Annotated in this window: 17 protein-coding genes; 13 read left to right on the top strand and 4 right to left on the bottom strand. The window is 69.5% G+C overall.

Annotated features, from left to right (window positions below; genetic code table 11):
• The first annotated feature begins 76 nt into the window (after positions 1 to 76).
• The 8 genes from manA (at position 77) to E3T40_RS01600 (ending at position 10865) form a co-directional block, all read left to right on the top strand.
• Positions 77 to 1375 (top strand): mannose-6-phosphate isomerase, class I, encoded by a 1299-nt coding sequence (gene manA / locus E3T40_RS01635; protein WP_104194441.1) that lies wholly within the window; start codon positions 77 to 79, stop codon positions 1373 to 1375.
• A gap of 256 nt (positions 1376 to 1631) precedes the next feature.
• Entirely contained in the window at positions 1632 to 2588 is a 957-nt protein-coding gene (locus E3T40_RS01630; RefSeq protein WP_104194442.1) for a hypothetical protein, read from the top strand.
• Positions 2589 to 2669: 81 nt separating this feature from the next.
• Positions 2670 to 3644, top strand: a complete 975-nt coding sequence (galE, locus tag E3T40_RS01625; protein ID WP_104194443.1) for a UDP-glucose 4-epimerase GalE — start codon at positions 2670 to 2672, stop codon at positions 3642 to 3644.
• A gap of 158 nt (positions 3645 to 3802) precedes the next feature.
• Positions 3803 to 4123, top strand: coding sequence for a WhiB family transcriptional regulator (locus tag E3T40_RS01620; RefSeq protein WP_104194444.1), 321 nt, complete (start codon positions 3803 to 3805; stop codon positions 4121 to 4123).
• Positions 4124 to 4267: 144 nt separating this feature from the next.
• Positions 4268 to 7393 carry a glycosyltransferase gene (locus tag E3T40_RS01615; RefSeq protein WP_134542494.1) on the top strand — a complete coding sequence of 1042 codons (3126 nt, stop codon included), beginning with the start codon at positions 4268 to 4270 and terminating at the stop codon, positions 7391 to 7393.
• Positions 7383 to 8840, top strand: coding sequence for a DUF5719 family protein (locus E3T40_RS01610; protein ID WP_134542493.1), 1458 nt, complete (start codon positions 7383 to 7385; stop codon positions 8838 to 8840). Before E3T40_RS01615 ends, E3T40_RS01610 begins: the two co-directional genes overlap by 11 nt.
• A gap of 25 nt (positions 8841 to 8865) precedes the next feature.
• Positions 8866 to 9804 carry an MTAP family purine nucleoside phosphorylase gene (locus E3T40_RS01605; protein WP_134542492.1) on the top strand — a complete coding sequence of 313 codons (939 nt, stop codon included), beginning with the start codon at positions 8866 to 8868 and terminating at the stop codon, positions 9802 to 9804.
• Positions 9801 to 10865: an NAD(P)-dependent oxidoreductase gene (locus E3T40_RS01600; protein WP_134542491.1), complete on the top strand. Its 1065-nt coding sequence runs from the start codon at positions 9801 to 9803 to the stop codon at positions 10863 to 10865. The genes E3T40_RS01605 and E3T40_RS01600 overlap by 4 nt, the downstream gene beginning before the upstream one ends.
• A gap of 113 nt (positions 10866 to 10978) precedes the next feature.
• On the opposite strand, the gene E3T40_RS01595 is transcribed toward E3T40_RS01600, so the two are convergent.
• On the bottom strand, positions 10979 to 12145 hold the full coding sequence (locus E3T40_RS01595) for a sensor histidine kinase KdpD (protein ID WP_134542490.1): 1167 nt from the start codon (positions 12143 to 12145) through the stop codon (positions 10979 to 10981).
• Positions 12142 to 12894, bottom strand: a complete 753-nt coding sequence (locus E3T40_RS01590) for a response regulator transcription factor (protein WP_233194046.1) — start codon at positions 12892 to 12894, stop codon at positions 12142 to 12144. Before E3T40_RS01590 ends, E3T40_RS01595 begins: the two co-directional genes overlap by 4 nt.
• A 120-nt stretch (positions 12895 to 13014) precedes the next feature.
• On the opposite strand from E3T40_RS01590, the gene E3T40_RS01585 reads away from it, so the two are divergent.
• The 3 genes from E3T40_RS01585 to E3T40_RS01575 are packed head-to-tail and all read left to right on the top strand — an operon-like array spanning position 13015 to position 15010.
• Positions 13015 to 13683, top strand: coding sequence for a glycosyltransferase family 2 protein (locus tag E3T40_RS01585; protein WP_104099192.1), 669 nt, complete (start codon positions 13015 to 13017; stop codon positions 13681 to 13683).
• Positions 13680 to 14321: a DUF2064 domain-containing protein gene (locus E3T40_RS01580; protein ID WP_104171420.1), complete on the top strand. Its 642-nt coding sequence runs from the start codon at positions 13680 to 13682 to the stop codon at positions 14319 to 14321. Before E3T40_RS01585 ends, E3T40_RS01580 begins: the two co-directional genes overlap by 4 nt.
• A complete protein-coding gene (locus tag E3T40_RS01575; RefSeq protein WP_104194450.1) occupies positions 14318 to 15010 on the top strand; it encodes a bifunctional 2-polyprenyl-6-hydroxyphenol methylase/3-demethylubiquinol 3-O-methyltransferase UbiG in 693 nt (230 codons plus the stop codon). Before E3T40_RS01580 ends, E3T40_RS01575 begins: the two co-directional genes overlap by 4 nt.
• Here E3T40_RS01575 and E3T40_RS01570 read toward each other — a convergent pair.
• Both E3T40_RS01570 and E3T40_RS01565 read right to left on the bottom strand, forming a co-directional pair.
• Positions 14959 to 15459 (bottom strand): hypothetical protein, encoded by a 501-nt coding sequence (locus tag E3T40_RS01570; protein ID WP_134542489.1) that lies wholly within the window; start codon positions 15457 to 15459, stop codon positions 14959 to 14961. The two genes, E3T40_RS01575 and E3T40_RS01570, sit on opposite strands and share 52 nt — an antisense overlap.
• Positions 15460 to 15470: 11 nt before the next feature.
• Positions 15471 to 16760 carry a molybdopterin-dependent oxidoreductase gene (locus E3T40_RS01565; protein ID WP_104171422.1) on the bottom strand — a complete coding sequence of 430 codons (1290 nt, stop codon included), beginning with the start codon at positions 16758 to 16760 and terminating at the stop codon, positions 15471 to 15473.
• 111 nt (positions 16761 to 16871) lie between these two features.
• Between E3T40_RS01565 and E3T40_RS01560 the strand changes: the two genes are divergently transcribed.
• Together E3T40_RS01560 and E3T40_RS01555 are read left to right on the top strand one after the other, a co-directional pair.
• On the top strand, positions 16872 to 18395 hold the full coding sequence (locus tag E3T40_RS01560; protein ID WP_134542488.1) for a glycosyltransferase family 87 protein: 1524 nt from the start codon (positions 16872 to 16874) through the stop codon (positions 18393 to 18395).
• Positions 18396 to 18931: 536 nt separating this feature from the next.
• The coding region (locus tag E3T40_RS01555) for a helix-turn-helix domain-containing protein (RefSeq protein ID WP_241981633.1) at positions 18932 to 19402 on the top strand (471 nt) is incomplete at its 3' end.

The raw sequence follows: 19402 nt of genomic DNA, 5'->3' as shown, positions 1-19402 counted from the left end.
CAGCCTACGGTCGCGGAACCGGCACGCCGCAAGCGGTTGGTAGTTTGGTCTAAACCTAAGAGTGCAGGAGAGCGCCATGTTTGTGGGCATCACCAATACGCCGCGGCACTATGCCTGGGGTTCGACCACCGCCATCGCGGGTCTGCTCGGCTACGATCCGTCGGGCACAGCTGAGGCCGAACTCTGGCTGGGCGCTCACCCGGGATCGCCGAGCGTCATCACCGACCCCGAGCAGGTCGGCGGCCACCACACCCTCCTGGACTGGATCCACGCAGCCCCGAAGGAGGCCCTCGGCGCCGCGCTCGCCGCGCCCGCTGCTCCGCGGTTGCCGTATCTCCTGAAGATCCTCGCCGCCGCGGGACCGCTCTCGCTGCAGGCGCACCCGACCGCGGAGCGGGCACGGATCGGCTTCGGCCTGGAGAACGCGGCCGGTATTCCGCAGGATGCGGCGGACCGCAACTACCGCGACCCGTTCCATAAGCCCGAGGTGATTTTCGCCCTGAGCGACACCTTCGAGGCCCTCTGCGGGTTCCGCGAGCCGGTCGAGATCCGCGGCATCCTGGGCGAGCTGCGCGCCCTCGACGTGGCCTCGGACGACCCGCAGCCCGGCGCGCTCGATGCGCTCGAGCGGCACCTGCTCGGCGACGACGCCCTGCGCGACTGCGTCGACTGGTTGTTGCGCGACGGCCGCGGCGGCGATTCCGGCGAGGTGGCCTGGCTGGTCGAGCGGGTGGTTGCCCTCGCCGTCAGCGCGGCCGACCTTGCCGAGAGCGGCGCGATCCTCGACTACCCGCTCGAACTCGCCACCGTGCGGGACCTGGCCCGTGCCTACCCGGGGGATCCCGGCATCGTGATCTCGCTGCTGACGAACCGGGTGTCGCTGCGCCGAGGCGAGGTGCTCTACCTGCCTGCCGGGAACATCCACGCCTACCTGTCCGGCCTCGGTGTGGAGCTGATGGCCGCCTCGGACAACGTGCTGCGCGGCGGGCTGAGCCCCAAGCACATCGACGTCGACGAACTGCTCGAGGTGCTCGAATTCACACCGCTGCCCGTGCCGTACCTTCCGCCCGTGCTGTCGTCTCCGGGCGTCTCGGAGTACCGACCCGACGTGGACGACTTCGTGCTCGTGCACATCGCGGCGGAAGCCGGGGGTGCGGGTGTGCCTGCGGCTTCGGCTTCTCGCGCGGGAGTGCCGATGCGGCAGTTCACGCTGACGGGGCCCGCGATCGCCATCTGCACGGCCGGGGGATTCCTGGTGGCCGGTGCGGGGGCATCCGTCGCCCTCAAGCGCGGCGAGTCCGTCTACATCACGCCCGACGAAGGCACGCTCACGTTCGCCGGCGTCGGCGAGGTCTTCCTGGCCACGACCCCCTAGCCCTGGCTCCCCACCAATTCGACGGAGATTTTGCGCTCGAACCCGCTATTTGCCGGTTTGTGCGCTGTTCGGAGCAAAATCTCCGTCGAATTCGTTCGCGGTCGCCCTTCCGCGCAGCAGCGAGGGGGTGCTGGGGCGGTCTGATCGGTAGCGTCCGGGCGGGAAACGGTGCCCCCCACCCGGTGGGGGCGGCGCGTTATCCCCAAGGTGACGGATGCCGCGGCGCGGGTACGACTCCGCTGCGAGGCTGCGGGCCATGCGCTCACTCACCAGGGACATCCTCGGCCACGGACTCTTCGTCAAGCGCGCCGCACTCCGCGCCCGAGGCTGGAGCGATGGGCACCTCCGCGGCGAGGTCAACCGGGGAACGGTCGTGCGGGTGCGCAAGGGCTGGTACTCGGTTCCGTTGGCGCCGCCGTCGGCCGTCGAGGCGTTCCGGATCGGAGGCCGGCTGGCCGGATTGAGCTGCCTGAAGTCCTACGGGATCTGGACCCCAACCACCGGCAGGCTCCACGTCAGCGTCCCCAGCGCCGCGCGCGGGTTGCGGCGCCCGACGGACATGCGCGCGCGGCTGGATGTGCTCGACGGTGTGCGGTGCCGCGTGACGTGGAGCGACGACGCGATCGACGGGCGGGGCGACTGCGTGTGGCGTACCAGCGTGCACGAGGCCCTGGTGCACATTCTGAACAACCACGACCGGGTCACCGCGATCGTGTGTCTGGATGCCGCGTTGCACAGCGCCCAGGAAAACGGCGTCGGGATTATCCTCGACGACCTGGGCTGGATCTTCGCCCGCGCGCTGCTGCGGGTTCAGTCCTGGCGCGACGAGGTCGACGGACGCGCCGCCGCGGGTGGGGAAACGGAATTCCGGCTCAAGGCCCTGGCCGCGGGCATCCCCTTCGTTCCGCAACCGTTCGTCAGCGGCGTCGGGCATCTCGATGGCCAGATCGGGCCGTCGACCTTCGTCGAGATCGATGGGAAGGACTGGCATGACGATCCGATCGCCTTCGAGGTCGACCGGGAACGTGATCTGCTTGTTGCAAGCCAGAACGGGCGCACCCTGAGGTTCAGCTACGCGCTCCTTCGTAAACAGTGGGGGTTGTGTGTGCGGGCGATGGTCACGGCGCTGGAGTACGACTACCTGCGCGAGCCGTCGGCAGCGTTTCTGCCGTTCCACGAGCGGATGCTGCGGGCTCGCCGCCGTCTCGGCTAGGGCCCGGGTCGGTTCCCGGCCCCCGAGGCTAGGCTTGCAGAGCGGCAGTGCTTGATTGCCGTCAGATCTTGCGAGGTTCAGATGGCGTGGCTTGTCACCGGAGGTGCCGGATACATCGGTTCCCACATCGTTCGTGCTTTCCTGAAAGAGGGCATCGAGGTGGTCGTCATCGACGACCTCTCCAGCGGGCACGCTGAATTCGTGCCTGCCGACGTGCCGTTTGTGCGCGGCACCCTCCTCGACCGCGAGCTGCTGATGCGCACCTTCGCCGAGCACACCGTGACCGGCGTCGTGCACGTCGCGGGCTACAAGTACGCCGGGGTCTCGGTGCAGCGCCCGCTGCACACCTACGAGCAGAACGTCACGGCCATGGCCACCCTGCTGGCGGTCATGCAGGAGTGCGAGGTCAAACGGATGGTGTTCTCCTCGAGCGCGGCCGTCTACGGCACCCCGCACACCGACCTGGTCACCGAGGAAACCCCGAAGAACCCCGAATCTCCCTACGGTGAGTCCAAACTGATCGGCGAATGGTTGCTGCGCGATCAGGCCGTCGCCGCCGGACTGCGCTACACGGCGCTGCGCTACTTCAACGTGGTCGGGTCCGGAGCGACGGACCTGCGCGACACCAGCCCGCACAACCTCTTCCCCCTCGTCTTCGACGCGCTGATGGAGAGCCGCATCCCGAGCATCAACGGCGACGACTACGCCACCGCCGACGGAACGTGCGTGCGGGACTACATCCACGTGGCAGACCTGGCCCTCTCGCACGTGGCCGCGGCCCGGCACCTGGACGCCGGCGAGCCGGTGCTGCCCGTCTACAACCTCGGCAGCGGCGACGGAGTGTCGGTGGGGCAGATCATGTCGACCGTGGCGGCCGTCACCGGCATCGACTTCGCTCCCGTGATCGGTCCGCGCCGCGCGGGCGACCCCGACCGGATCGTCGCCTCCGGCGAACTCGCGGCCCGCGATCTGGACTGGGCCATGCGCCACAGCCTGGAGGAGATGGTGCAAAGCGCCTGGGAATCGCGACAGGCGGCATCCGTCTCAGCGTTGTGACCAATCAAATCTCACCGATTTTCGCTCTTGGGCGAGTCGAAACCCTCCAACAAATATTGACGGTTTAGTATCAGCGACTTGACGGCAAGGAATTACACGGCTGTAATTAGGGCTGACGCGTAATTTTGGGCACATTTTGCAGTGGGGTGGATGACGATATGGCGCTATCAGAGTCTCGTGCCGGGGCACCGGAGGACTGGTTCATTGACCCGGTTCGTCTGGGTGTTCCCGGGGTTCGCAAGGAAGCGGGCGACGGCGATCTTCTGTCGTGGCAATCGGACTCGCTCTGCGCGCAGACCGATCCGGAGGCGTTCTTCCCCGAAAAGGGAGGGTCGACCCGCGATGCCAAGAAGATCTGCTCCTCGTGCGAGGTGAAAACCCAGTGCCTGCAATACGCGCTCGCCAACGACGAGCGGTTCGGAATCTGGGGCGGCCTGTCCGAGCGGGAACGGCGCAAACTGCGCAAGCGGGCCAGCTAGGCCTCAGACGGGCCGTAAAACGACGCACGGCATGCGAATCCGGACCCGACGCCGGCTGCGGCACCGGAGGCGAAGCAGTGTTTTTCAGGCTCGCCCCTCCCATTGCTCCTCATCGGGCCCGAACCAATCTAGGCTGTTCTCCATATGCATGCCAGAGTCACCGCCATCCTCGTTGCCCGTAACGGCGCCAAGCACCTCGAACGCACTATCGAGGCGCTGAGTCGCCAGACACGTCAACCCGACGTCGTGATCACGGTCGACTGCGGATCGACCGACACTACGGCCGCGCTTCTGGCTGCCTACGCACCGACTCACTTCATCTCAGCGGATGCCGGACTCAGCTTCGGCGAGGCCATCGCCACGGCCGAGAGGGTCATCGCGCCCGCCGAGTCTGATAGCGAAATGCTGTGGCTCCTCGCCCAGGACAGTGCGCCGGAACCCGACGCCCTGACGGCCCTGCTCGGCGAACTGGAGATTGCGCCATCCGTTGCCGTGGCCGGTCCCAAGGTCATGGACTGGGACGCCGGCGACTACATCCACGAATTCGGGCAGTCCCTGACGCCCGGCGGTGCGACCGTCACCCTGGTGGAGAGCGAACTCGACCAGGGCCAGCACGATGGAATGGGCGACGTGCTCGGTGTGAGCGCCGGCGGCATGCTGGTACGCCACCTCGTCTGGCAGCAGCTCGGCGGCTTCGACCCGGCCCTGCCGTCCGCGGACGACTCCCTCGATTTCTGTGTGCGCGTGCGGATGGCCGGCTACCGCGTCTCCGGCGTCGCCGCGGCTCAGGTGGCCTCAGCCGGAGACGGCGTTGCCGGCACCAGCGGCTCCTCCCGCGGCCGCGCGCGTCGCAAGCGCCTCCGTGCCATGCGCGCCGCGCAGCTGCACCGCCGGCTTGTCTACTCCCCGCGCTGGATGATCCCTCTGCACTGGCTGGCCCTGGTTCCCCTCGCGGTGCTGCGCTCGTTCGGGCAGTTGCTGCAGAAGGAACCCGGGGCGATTCTGGGTGAGTACTCCGCCGCGTTCGCCGCGGCTTTCAGCGGTCTGCGGGTGAGTGCTGCCCGGCGCCGCTTCGGTGCCACCCGCACCCTGGGCTGGGCATCGATCGCCTCGCTGCGCGTGCCCACCGTCGAGGTGCGCCGCCGCCAGGCGCTCCGCCGTGAGGCCAGCCTCACCAGCGTGAACGGCGAGGTGCCCGAAATCCGCTTCATCTCCGGTGGCGGCGCGTGGACCGTGTTGGCCGCCCTGGTGGCCGGCCTCATCGTCCTGGGCCCTCTGATCGGCGCCCGCACCCTCACCGGCGGCGGGCTGCTGCCACTGTCGGACACCCCCGCCGAACTCTGGGGGAGCATCGGCTACGGCTGGCGCGACATCGGCCTGGGCTTTGTCGGCGGCGCCGACCCATTCGCCACGGTGCTGGCGGTGCTGGGCTCGCTCACCTTCTGGGCGCCGTCCTTCTCGCTCGTCCTGCTCCACTTCCTCGCCCTGCCGCTGGCCGCCCTCGGCGCCTGGCTTGCCGCGACCCGCCTCTCCGAGCGCGCGTCCATTCGCGCCATCGCCGCCGTGCTCTGGATGCTGTCGCCCACCTTCCTCAGCGCCCTCGCTGCCGGGCGTCCGGCTGCGATCCTCGTGCACCTGCTGCTGCCGTGGCTGTTCTTCGCCGGGTTCATGGCCGCCCGCTCGTGGTCGGCGTCCGGCTCCGCGGCCCTGCTGTTCGCCGCCATCGTGGCTGCGGCGCCGTCGCTCGCGCCCGCGCTCCTGGTGGTCTGGCTGATCGCCATGCTGCTCAGTGGGCGCAGCGGTATGCGGTTCATCGGCATCCCTCTGGCGGCGCTCGCCCTCGCGGCACCTCTGATCTGGAATCAGGGACTGCGCGGCAACTGGCTGGCCCTGCTGGCGGACCCGGGCCTGCCTCTGCCCGCCCCCGACGTCTCGGTGTGGCAGCTGTTGCTCGGCTTCCCGTCCGGTGAGCTCGGCGGGTGGACCCCGCTGCTCGAGACGCTCGGGCTGCCCGGTGTCGACGCGTCCGTGCTCGTGCCGGTGCTCCTGATCCCGCTGGCCGTACTCGGCGCCCTTGCCCTCTTCCTGCCTGGGGCCCGCGGCGCGAGCTTCGCGCTGCTGACCGCCCTGCTCGGCGCGGGCACGGCCATCGCCGCCAGCCAGCTCTCCCTCTCCTCGGTCGGCGGCCAGTCGGTCGGCATCTGGGCCGGCGCCGGGCTCAGCCTGTACTGGCTCGGGCTGGTCGGCGCGGTCGTCTTCGCCCTGCGCGGCCTGCGGCGCTTCGCCATCGCCCCGGCGGTCACCGTGGTCGCCCTGCTCGTGATCGTGGTGGCGCCGCTGGTCGCAGCCCTGCCCCTCGGCACCAGTGTCGTGGCCGAAGGCATCGACCGCACCCAGCCCGCGTTCGTCAGCGCCGAGGCGCAGACGGATGCCCGGGTCGGCACCCTGCAGATCGTGCCGCAACCCGACGGCGGCATCCTCGCGACCATCGTGCGCGGTCCCGGCGCCACCCTGAACACCCAGTCCACCCTCAGCAGCACCGACGTGACCCTCAGCCCGCGGGAGGAGGAGCTGGCCACTTTGGCCGGAAACCTCGCCTCGCGCAGCGGGCTCGACGCCGCGGCCGGCCTGGCCGACTTCGGCATCCGTTTCGTGCTGCTTCGACCGGCCGCCGTCGCACCGGCCGGTCCCGGAAACACGGCGCCGGTCACCCCCGCGGCAGAAGAGACCGCCGGCCGCACCACGACCGCCCTCGACGGCAACGCCGCCCTGGCGCCGGTGGGAGACACGGTCTTCGGCCGGCTCTGGCAGCACGAGGTGACGGATGCCCCGGTCCCCACCGCGGCCAACGGCGCCATCCCGGCCAACGCCGGCGGCACCCTCGGTCTGGTGTTCCTCGTCATCGCCGTGCTCGTGGTCGGGGCCACCGTGCTCTTGTCGATCCCCACCGGTGCGGGGCCGGAGGCGGTGCGTCAGGCCAGCCGGGACGCCATCCGCAACACGGCAAAGGCCCGCACCAGGGAGAACAAGCGTATCGCCAAGGCGGCGGCCCGCAGGAAGCCCGCGCCCGGCTTCCGGCCCTCCGCCGAGCGCGCCGTCACGCCCGCGGCGGCGGGCGCCCTCGACACAGCCGCACCGGTCACGTCGACTGAAGCCGTCCCTGGAACGTCACCGGACGTCGGTTCCGGTACCGGACCCGATTCCGGACCTGATTCCGGACCTGACACGGAAATCGGCGCCCGTTCGGAGGAGCACGACCATGCCCAGTAAACGCGGAATCGCCCTGTTCGGGGCGCGGGCGGTGGCCGGATTGGTCGGTCTCGGCGTCGTCGTCGCATCCGTCGGCGCGGCAACCCTCGTCACCTGGCCCACGCTTGAGAAGGGGCCGTCGTCCATCATCGTGTCGCCGACTCCGAGCGAGCAGCAACGAGTCTGCCCGGGGCCGCTCCTCGTGCTGGCCGAGGATTCCAGCCAGGCACAGGCAGCCAGTTCTGTCGGAAGCGCTGCAGCCGTTTTCGGCGCCCATGCGGCGTCGGGCGAGCCGGGGTGGATCGAACCGCAGGTTACGTCCATCGCGGCCCCGGATAACGCGAACCCCGAATCGTTCGGCGCACCGCAGTTGCTGCGCGTTCCGACCCCGCCCGGGTCGGGGGCGGCACCGCTGGTCACGGGCAGCCAGTCCCAGATCGCGGGCGGCGAATCGCTCGGTGGCCTGGCCGTCGCGGGCTGCGGGGAGGCGGCCGGTGATAGCTGGCTCGTCGGCGGTTCCACCGACATCGGCCGCACCAGCCTCGTGCTGCTCAGCAACCCCACCACGGTCGTGGCCACCGTCGACCTGGCCGTGTTCGGCGAGACCGGTCAGGTGGATGCCCCCGGCTCCACTGGAATCCTCGTGCAGCCGGGCACCCAGCGGGTCGTTTCCCTCGCCGGACTGGCCCCCAACCTCCGCTCACCCGTGCTGCACGTGCAATCCAAGGGCGGCCAGGTGGCGGCCACGCTGCAGCAGAGCATCGTGCGCGGGCTGGAACCCGGCGGCGTCGACCTCCTCGGTCCCTCCAACGGCCCCGCCGAAGCCCTGGCGATCGCCGGCGTGATCGTCTCCAACGCGGCCGGATCGGATGCCCCCGACGAGGTCGGCGGCCTCAGTGACGACGTCACCTCGGTGCGGGTGCTTGTTCCCGGAACGGTGGCGGCGACGGTCCAGGTCGGTGTGACCGGTGCGACCGGCCAGGCGGCCGGGGCCTCGGTCCAGGTCGACATCCAGCCGGGGGTTGCCACCGAGGTGCCCCTGACCGGGCTCGTTCCCGGTACCTACTCGCTGGAACTGACCGCCAGCGAGCCGATCGTGGCCGCAGCGCAGAGTTCCGCGGCGGGTTCCGCAGGCCGCGACTTCGCCTGGTTCGCGTCGTCCGACGCCCTCGCCGACGAGTTCCTGGTGGCCGCCGCCGACGGCCCGTCCCCGCAACTCAACCTGGTCAACATGGGCACCGTCGACGCCACCTACACGGCCACCCCCGACAATGGCGCATCCAGCACAGTGGCGGTGCCGGCCGGCGGCTCGGCCACGATGCCGTTGGAGCAGTCGCAGCGCTACCTCGTGTCCGGCGGCACCTCGACCGTGGCTTCGGTGGCCTACGCGGGCGACGGGCTGCTCGCGGCATTCCCGCTGAGCCAGGCCGGGCCGCTGGCGGCCCCGATCCGGGTCTACCCCCGCTAACCGTCTTCCAACCTCTGGAGATCCCGTGATCGAGACCACCAGCACCACCAGCGCCGCCGACGTGGGCGTCGCCGTCATCGGCGGGTCCGGACTGTACCGGCTCTTCGACGCCGGCACCGAGACATCCGTCGACATCATCACGCCTTATGGCCCTCCCTCGGCGTCGATCACCATCGGACTGCGGGCCGGCCGGCGGGTCGCCTTCCTGGCCCGGCACGGCGGCGACCATTCGGTGGCGCCGCACCTGATCAACTATCGGGCCAACATCTGGGCGCTCGCGTCGCTGGGCGTGAAGGCCATCATCTCCTCGTCGGCCGTCGGCGGCGTCAGCCCCGCATACCCGCCGGGGATGCTGGTGGTGACCGACCAGTTCATCGACCGCACCTCGGGCCGTGCCGACACCTTCTACGACCAGGGCACGGTCGCGCACCTGGCCGCGGCCGACCCGTTCGATCCGGAGTTGCGCCGCCTCGCGATCGGCGCGCTCGCGGCGCTGGAGGAGAACTTCGCACCCACCGGCACCTGCGTCGTGATTCAGGGCCCGCGGTTCTCCACCCGGGCGGAATCGCTCTGGTTCCGCGCCGCGGGCGCGCACACCGTCAACATGACGCAGTACCCGGAGGTCGTCCTGGCCGCCGAACTCAACATGGGCACGGTCAATCTCTCCTTCGTCACCGACGCCGACGCAGGCCTGGCCCCGGTGCCCAACGTTCAAACCGACACCGCTCAGACCATCACACCTCAGGCCGAGGCCGACCCGGATACCGTTTCCGCCAGCCTGGTCTTCACGCGTCTCCGGGCCGCCCAGCCGAGGATCCTGGCCGCAATCGACGGCATCCTGCGTGCCCTGCCCGAGAATTTCGCCCCCCGCGAGCTGATCGCCCCCGAGCAGGTCGGCGTCGTGCTCGATCGTCGACCTGCACCTGCACCTGCCCCTGCCGCGCCGGCCGGAGCCGACGCGTGACCCGGCGCCTGCTCGTCACGGGTGGGGCCGGTTTCATCGGCGGCGCGATCGTCCGGGACGCGCTCGCCCGCGGCTGGCAGGTACGGGTGCTCGACTCCCTTCGCAGTGACGTGCACGGTGGACTCCCGGTGCTGCCGAACGGTGTTGACGTGATCGTCGGCGACGTGACCGACGCATCCGTCGTCGCGCTCGCTCTCCGCGACACGGATGCCGTCTGTCACCAGGCCGCGAAGGTCGGCCTCGGCGTGGACTTCGCCGACGCCCCCGACTATGTGCACAGCAACGAGGTCGGCACGTCCGTTCTGCTCGCGGCGATGACCGAGGCCGGGATCAACCGGTTCGTGCTGGCCTCCTCGATGGTGGTCTACGGGGAGGGAAGCTACCGCGGCCCGGAGGGGTTCACGCGTCCGGGACCGCGCCGCGAGGCCGATCTGCTGCGGGGCGTGTTCGACCCCGTCGATGAGGCCACCGGTGAGGCCCTCGAGCCACTGCTCATCTCCGAGGACGACCCGCTCGACCCGCGCAACGTCTACGCGAGCACCAAGCTGGGACAGGAATACCTCGCGTCGGCGTGGGCCCGCGTCACCGGAGGCCGGGCCGCGGCGCTCCGTTACCACAACGTCTACGGGCCGGGGATGCCGCAGAACACGCCCTACGCGGGTGTCGCGTCGCTGTTCCGCTCGGCCCTGGAACGCGGCGAGGCCCCACGGGTCTACGAAGACGGCGGCCAGCGTCGCGACTTCGTGCACGTCGCCGACGTCGCCTCGGCCAACCTCGCCGCGCTCGACTGGACCGCAGGCACCGAGCCGTCCACCTTCCGCCCCTTCAACGTGGGCAGCGGCGTCGTGCACACCATCGGCGAGATGGCCGCGGCCCTCAGCGTGGCCACCGACGGACCGACCCCCGTCGTCACCGGGCAATTCCGGCTCGGCGATGTGCGCCACATCACTGCCTCTTCGGGGCGACTCCGCCGCGAACTGGACTGGGCACCCAGCATTTCATTCGAGGAGGGCATGCGCGCTTTCGCGAACGCGCCCCTGCGCGCCGCCGTCACCCGGTAGCCCCGGTATGAACCAATTCGACGGAGATTTTCGTGTGAACCGGCTTTTTCGGCGCTTCTGGCGCCGATTCAGTCAAAATCTCCGTCGAATTCGTTCGGGGCGTCCGGCGCGGATCAGCGCGTAGCGATCGGATGCCGCGGCAACAGCACCTCGAACCGGCACCCGCCGGGCACGTTCAGCACCCGCACTTCGCCGTGGTGCGCCCGCACGATCCCCTGCACGATGGCCAGGCCGAGACCAGCGCCGCCGGTGCCCAACGGTTCGGCCACCGGGGTGCGCGGACCGCTCGCCCGCCAGCCGGTTTCGAAGACCCGGCTGAGGTCCTGCTCGGGGATGCCGCCAGCGGCATCCGTTACCGAGATCACGGCGTGGTCGGTGGCACCGGCACCCGATCCGGTGCTGGCCGTGACCGAGACCACGATCGAGCTGCCGGCCGGCGAATGCTGGATGGCGTTCATGACGAGGTTGCCGACCACCCGGGACAGTTCGCGCGGGTCCGCGAGGATGGTCAGCCCCTTCTCTCCGGCGAATCGCAGGTCGAGCGACTTGGCCTGGGCGATCGGCCAGAGTCCGGCGACGGTGTCGCTGATCAGGTCGTAGAGCGAGACCGGCTGCAGCCTCAGGCGCAGGGTGCCGGAGTGGATTTTCGACAGCTCGAACAGGTCGTCGACCATACCCGTGAGCCGGTCCACCTGCCCGCGCATCTGCGTGTAGTACCGTTCCGGGTCCTCGACCATGCCGTCCTCGAGGGCTTCGGCCATGGCACGGATGCCCGCGAGCGGCGTGCGCAGGTCATGGGAGATCCAGGCGATCAGCTCGTGCCGTGACTCCTCGATCTGATTCTCGCGGACACGGGATTCGGCGAGGTGTTCCCCGGTCGCGGCCAGCTCCCCGGCCAGCGCCGTGAACTCGTTGTTGCTGTGCCGGTCGGTCGCAGCGACCCGTTCGCCGGGCCCGATGCTGGCCGCGGCCGAGCGCAGGGAGCGGATGTCCCGGGCGAGCTGACGGTTGAGCACCGCGGCCATGGCCAGCGACACCAGGCCGGCGACACTGGCCACGGAGTAGAAGACCGTGAGGTCGTGCCGGGAGACGTATGTCTGCGAGGCGACCGCCGCCATCCCGCCGACGACCGACACCACCGTGGCAAGGGCGATCACCATCAGCTTCAGTACGAGGGAGGTGCGGGAGAGCAGGCGCAGGGTGAGCAGGCCGGCGCCGCCGACGACCACCGCGCAGGCCAGCGTGAACAGGGAGACCGTGAGGAGCACATCCGGTGTCATGACTGCCGCCCCGTGGGAGCCAGCGGAACCGGGTCGAACCGGTAGCCGACCCCCCAGACCGTGTTCAGCAGCCGGGGCTGCGCCGGGTCAGCCTCGATCTTCTCCCGCAGCCGGCGCACGTGCACCGTCACCGTGGACAGGTCGCCGAACTCCCAGCCCCAGACCGAACGAAGCAGGTCCTCCCGGCTGAGCACGGTGTGCGGACGCCTGATCAGGTGGGCCAGCAGGTCGAATTCCCGCGCGGTGAGCACCAGCGGCTCGCCGCGCAGCCGCACCTCGTGCGCCTGCGCGTCCAGGGCGAAGTCGCCGACCGAGACCAGCCCGGCCGGCACGGCGGGCGCGGTGCTCCGGCGCAGCACCGACTGCACCCGCAGCACGAGCTCGCGCGGGGAGAACGGTTTGGTCAGGTAGTCGTCGGCGCCGGCCTCGAGGCCGTCGATGCGGTCCTCCTCCTGGTTGAGGGCGGTCAACATGATCACCGGGATCTCCCAGTCCCCGCGGATGCGCCGACACACCTCGATTCCGTCCAGGAGTGGCAGCATCCGGTCGAGCACGACCAGGTCTGGCCGCAGCTGTTCGGCTTTCGCGAGCCCGTCCAAGCCGTCTGCCGCCTCGTCGACCACGAACCCGGACGCCCGCAGATACCGGCAGACGATCTCGGACACCGTCGGGTCGTCGTCGACGACGAGGATGCGGCGCTCGAGAGGCGGTAGCGGGCGCAAATCGCCCGGGGGCAGGGAAGAAGGCACGAAATCAGGATAGAGCGGCGGGCACCGGGTGTGCCGGGCCGGAGCAGGCGACACCGTTTCTTCCTCACTCCGTAATCTCTTTCGCCGTTTCGGCGGAGCCGGCCCCCATAGTGTCGAGTCATGACTGTGTTCCAGGTGGACCTCGTGCTGCCATGCCTGAACGAAGCCGACGCCCTGCCCTGGGTGCTGTCGCGGCTCCCGGAGGGATATCGGGCCATCGTCGTCGACAACGGCTCGACCGACGGATCGGCCGAGATCGCCGCCATGGCCGGCGCCCAGGTCGTGCACGAGGCGCGCCGCGGCTTCGGCGCCGCCGCTCACGCGGGCCTCCTGGCGGCCACCGCGCCGATTGTCGCCTTCTGCGACGCCGACGCGTCGATGGACCCGGCCGAACTGCCGCTCCTGGTCGATCCCGTGCGGGCCGGATCCGCCGACCTGGTGCTCGGCCGCCGCCGGCCCGCGACCGCCAAATCCTGGCCGCTGCACGCGCGCCTCGCCAATTCCAGTCTGTCCTGGCGTCTGCGCCGAATAACAGGGGTGAACATCCATGACCTCGGCCCCATGCGCGCCGCGCTCCGCGAATCCGTGCTGGACCTCAATCTCCAGGACCGCCGCAGCGGGTATCCGCTGGAGATGTTCTTGAAGGCGGCGTCGGCGAACTGGCGCATTCTCGAGGTTGACACGACGTATTCGCCCAGGGTCGGCCGCAGCAAGGTGACCGGAACCGTGCGCGGCACCCTGACCGCGGTCAATGACATGTCCGCCCTCCTCCGGGAGACGCGCCGATGACGACCATCGTCGTGATCGCCAAGGAATGCCTTCCCGGTCGGGTGAAGACCCGGCTGCACCCGCCGCTGAGCCTCGAACAGGCCGCCGATCTGGCGGCGGCCAGCCTCGACGACACTCTCGCCGCGGTCGCCGCCCTGCCCGCGACCCGCCGCATCCTGGCCTTCGACGGTGTGATTGCGCCGAACGCAGCCGCCGGCTACGAGATCCTGCCACAGGTGGAGGGCACCCTCGACCTGCGGCTCGCGGCCGTGTTCGACGCCTGCGAGGGTCCCATGCTGCTGGTCGGCATGGACACCCCGCAGGTCACCTCCGCCCTGCTTGAACCCGTCTTCACCGACTGGACCGATGACGTGGATGCCTGGTTCGGCTTCGCGAACGACGGCGGATTCTGGGCGCTCGCCCTGAACGACCCGACCGGCGACCTGATCCGCGGCGTGCCGATGTCCCGGGACGATACTGGCGCTGTGCAGCTGAAACGGCTGACGGATGCCGGGTTGCGCGTGAACCTGTTGCCTACCCTCACCGATGTGGACACCATCGAAGACGCCCACCGGGTGGCGGGGATCGCGCCCACCGGCAGATTCGCCGCGGCCCTGGCCGCCATGATGCCGCCGAGCCCGACGGACAATTTCCGATGACGCTGCTGGCCGCACAACTCGAGGGGGAGTGGGCCGAACCGACCACCTTCGGTGCCGGCGGCGCGGAGCCCTATGCCGCCGCGCTAAGGAACGCCGACAACGTGCTCTACCTGCGCCGGATATCCTCCGGCGAGCACGCCACCATCGACGCCGGCCGGTGGAGCGCCGACGCCGACGACACCGACCTCTGCCTGCTCGACGGGATCACCGGCCCGGTGCTCGACATCGGCTGCGGCCCCGGCCGCATGGTGCGGGCCGCCATGGGGCTGGGGCTGACCGCGCTCGGCCTCGACGTGTCGGCGACCGCCGTGCGCATGGCCGCAGACGCCGGCCTCGACGTGTTGCAGGGCAGCGTCTTCGACCCTCTGCCGCTGGAGGGTGGCTGGGCGGCCGCGCTGCTCGTCGACGGCAACATCGGAATCGGCGGCGACGCATCTGTTCTGCTCACGCGCTGCGCCGACCTGCTGGCGCCGGACGGCGTTCTCCTGGTCGAACTCAGCCACGACCCGGCCCGGGACGACAGCTACCTCGGCACCATCGAGGATTCAACCGGGAGCCGCAGCGCCGTGTTCCCCTGGGCGGAAATCGGCATTAACGGCCTCCGCGATCGTGCCGGAGCGACCGGTCTGGTCGTGACTCAGGACTGGCGGCTGGACGGCCGCTGGTTCGCGCGCCTGCTGCGAGCGTAGAGCACGACCGACCAGACCGTCGCGACCAGGGCGACGGCCACCCAGAACAGAGCGAGGTTCCGACCGTAGTCGAGCGGAAGGATGCTCGGATTGTTCGAGGTGAGAGACCGGGCGACGATCGCGGGCACCACGATCAGCGTCATGATCGAGCCGACCACGATGGCGGCCTGCACGACCAGCACGATCGTGCCCGTGACGCGGCGCCCCGCGCGGCGCAGCAGAAGGCCGCAGAAGAAGACCAGGGGCGCCAGCACGGCGTCGTGCAGCACGATCGCCGCGCCGATCCAGAGCGCCACCCCGGGCAATCGGGTGATCCGCACTGTGTCGAACAGAACGTAGAGGCCGAAGAGGAGCCCGGACGTGCCGAGCAGAATCAGCGTGGTGCGGGCTGCGCGCATCCGTCGGTCGCCGGCGTGGGGGAGCGCGGTGGTCCCGCGTGCTGTTGTCATACCTGCGGTGTTCATGCGGTGATCGCCTCGATCCGGCTCAGCCATTTGGTTTGCAGCACTCCGGGCCGTCCCGGGGCGATCATGCGTGCCGGGTAACCGTGCTGCAGGTCGAGCGTCTCGCCGTTCAGCTCGAGCGCCACCAGGGTCAGCGGGTCCCGCACGTATTCCGGTCCCATCTCGGTCTTCTTGAAGCTGCCGCGCTCTTCGAGACTGATCAGGCGAAAGGATGCGCCGGTGTCGGCGCCGACCAGGTCGGCCAGTTCCGACAGGCGAACCCCGCGCCAGAGCGCCAGTTGGCTCCAGCCCTCGACGCAGGCGATCGGCAGTTCCACCTCGGTCTGCGGCAGGGCCTCGAGCTCGGCGCGGCTGAAGCTGCGCTCCACGCCACCGGCAGCGAGGGTGAGCACCCAGCCGGCGGCGACGGCCGACGCGGTGACCTTTGCCTCCTCGGCCGTGCGGTTCACCGGGAGGCCCTGCGGGCCGACGCCCTTCTTGCGCGGACCGAACACGTTCACCGCGTCCAGAGGCGCAAAGGTCTGGCCGGCGGTCAGCCCCACCACGGCGGCGCAGGCGATTCCGACGGTGGTGAGGAAGCCCCGGCGACTCACGGTCGTCGTCTCGCTCACGGTCTTCGTCTCGCTCACGAACGAGGGCGTGGCGTCGATCCAGGCGATCAACCGGCCCGTCACACCGGACGGACGTCCGCTGCCCCAGAGCCGCACCGCCTCGACGTCGGCCGGTGACTCAACGTCGCTCGCGGCATCCGTTGCCTCGTGCTCGGCAGCGGCGCGCCCGTTCCAGAACCGTGTGATGATCGGCAGCTTGATGCCGATGTGCAGTACCAGCAGTCCCACCAACACCCAGCCGAGGGCGTAGTGCACCTCGCGGAAGGGAAAGGGCCACGGGTACCACTGGTAGGTGTTGATCAGGCCGATGGTGATCTGCACCAGGGATGCGCCCACGAAGAGGGCGATCGACGCGCGTTCGAGCAGGTGTAGGAACGATTTCACCGGCGGCCACTGGAACAGGTCGGGGAAGACGATGTAGAGCTTGGCCAGCAGCAGCGGGAAGCATGCGATGCCGGCCACGATGTGCGTGCCCTGGGTGATCTGGTAGAGCGACGCGGGCCGGGTCGGGAACCGCATCCACGGCAGCGGCTCCTGCAGGAAATGGCTGTACAGGCCGGTGCCGAAGCAGACGATGAACGCGGCGCCGAGCAGCCGGCCGATCACGACCGCCAGCCGGGGATTGCGCACCGGGGAGGCCAGCGCGCGCTGGGCCTCGTACATCATTCGTCTCATGGTTCCATTGCATCATCCGGGGTGCCCGGAGAGGCGGCGCAATCCTTACGGTCCGGTGACGCGCACCGGGACGGTTGGGCCCGAATGCCCGGGTTCCGTCAGGATGGCAGGGTGCGTATCGCCGTTGTCTCCCTCCTCCTTGCCGCCAGTGCGGCCCTGACGGCCTTCAGCGTGCTCGCGTATGACCTGTTCAAGCCGGGACGCGACACGGTCCCTCTGGTCATCTGCACCAGCGGGCTGTGGCTGCTTTTCGCGCTCGCCGTGGTCCTACTGCGCGGGGTGCGGGGCCGGGCCGTGGTCGTGCTGATCCTGGCGGGTTCGGTCGGGATCGGGGCCGCGGCCATGGTCGGTCCGCCGAACACGAGCACGGACTCCGCGCGCTACGCCTGGGACGGCATCGTCGCCACCGCGGGCATTTCGCCGTATGCCTACACGCCGGCCGACGATCGGCTCGACGCCCTGCGCCCCGACTGGTTGTTTCCGGCTCCGGAGCTGACCGCGGCCGGCGATCTCGTGTGCGTCGGCGAACGCATCCAGACGGCGCTGAAAAGTGAGTCCGACGAGATTCTCTGTTCGGCACTGAACCGCACCGGAGTGCCCACGATCTATCCGCCGGCCGCCGAGATCTTCTTCGCCGGCGTCCGGGCGGTCACCGGGCCGGATGCGGAGTACTGGCCCCTGCAACTGACGGGCCTCCTGCTCAGCGTCGGCACCACGGTGATGCTGCTGGTCGGGATGCGCCGCCGCGGCATCGACCAGCGGTTCGCCGCGCTTTGGGCCTGGTGTCCGCTCGTGGCCACGGAAGCGGTCACGAATTCCCACATCGACATGCTCGGCGTCGTCTTCACGTTGAGCGCGGTGTTCCTGGTCACCGGCCGGCGCTGTTGGAGCGGTGGGATCGCGCTCGGCGCGGCGATCGCGACCAAGCTGATTCCCGTGCTCGCGGCCCCTGCCATGCTGCGGCGCCAGGGGTGGAAGGTCGCCGTGGCCGCCGTGGCCACCTTCCTGCTGCTGTACGTGCCGTATGTGCTGACCACCGGTATCGGGGTGCTCGGCTATCTGCCCGGCTACCTCTCCGAGGAAGGGTACGAGGACGGCACCCGCTTCGCCCTGCTCTCGCTGGTCGCCCCGGGCGGCTCGGCCGTCATCGTTGCCGGTGTGCTGCTTTTCGTCATCGCCGTGCTCGTGATCTGGAAGACGGACCCCGACCAGCCCTGGCTGGGCCAACTTGTCATGATCGGCAGTGCGCTGCTCATTCTGAGCCCGCGGTACTCCTGGTATGCCCTGCTGCTGCTGCCGTTCATCGCCCTCAGCGGCCGCTGGGAATGGCTTCTGGTGCCGATGGCCCTCACCCTCCGCTTGCTGGTCCCGTCGATTCCGCTTACCCGGGTGGCCATCGCCACGGCTATCGTCGTCATCGTCGTCATGTCGATCCACCGCGCCCGCCCCGAGGTGGCACGACGCCTGTTCCGCCCGATCAGAACGGCGCCGGCACGTCCGACTCCGGCTGCCGCGCCTTCTTCACCTTCTACTCTTCCGCCTTCTCCTTCTTCTCCGGCTTCTCCTTCTTCTCCGGCTTCTCCTCCTTCTCCGGCTTCTCCTCCTTCTCCGCCGGATGCCTCGCCGGGCGGATGATCGTGGCCGGTTCGCTGAGGAGGATGCGCCCGGTCGGTGACGTCTTCTTCAGCGTCCCGTCGGGCAGGTGCACGGAGCTCCCCCGAGTCGCGTTCCGGGCCGTGATCTCGGAAGACCGGCGGGCTCCACTGACCTGCGCGGCGAATCGGGCGTCGACTCGGGCGGACTCCGCCTGCGTCGCCTGAATCGCTTGAATCGCCTCGAAGTGTCGCCCCGGGCCTCGCACTTCTCGCCATAAGTCGGCTTCATGAGGGAGACGCTACGGGTATCCACTGACATTCCATGCCGCAGGTCGGCACCAGTCATCGCTCTGTGGATAACCCGATGAAACCCATATTGTGAAGGAGGAGAGGGGCCACGGCGCAATCCGTTTAACTGTCCGCCGCGGGCATCGGTCACACGGCCCTCACCTCGCATCCGCCGTGTGAAGTAAACGNTATCCGTGGGTGTTTCGGAGCGCCTTAACGGCCGCACGCCGCTTCCTGTCTAGGTTTCTGACTGTCAAAGGAAAGAAACTTTATAGGCGGGAAAACGGCGTGCGGTCTCTAACAATATGGCGGACTTTGCTCGGTGTCGACAAGACAGTGGTCGAGGACGTTGATCTCGACCTGGTAGCGGGCGTTTTTGTTGCGTCGGTGCGACTGACCAGGTCGATGCGGAACCGGTGTGGGAGCTGCCAGAAGCGCTGCCCGCGCTACGACGACGGAGCAGGCCGCCGCCGGTGGCGGGGATTGGATTTCGGCTCGACCCGGGTCTTTCTGGAGGCGGATGCCCCGCGGGTGTCGTGCCGGGAGCACGGTGTGATCGTGGCTGCGGTGCCATGGGCGCGGCATCAGGCCGGCCACACCCGCCACTTCGATTCATATGTCGCGTGGCTGGCCACGCAAACCTCGAAAACCGCGGCAACCCAGTTGATGCGAATCGCATGGCGGACGGTCGGGGCGATCATCACCCGGGTTTGGGCTGACACGGAAGAGCTCCATGATCCCTTCGCCGGGCTCACCCGG

The sequence above is a fragment of the Cryobacterium sp. TMT1-19 genome (assembly GCF_004403055.1).
GTDB classification, from domain to species: domain Bacteria; phylum Actinomycetota; class Actinomycetes; order Actinomycetales; family Microbacteriaceae; genus Cryobacterium; species Cryobacterium sandaracinum.
The sequence above is the reverse complement of the archived record's forward strand: the minus strand, read 5'-3'. Positions and strand labels throughout refer to the sequence as shown.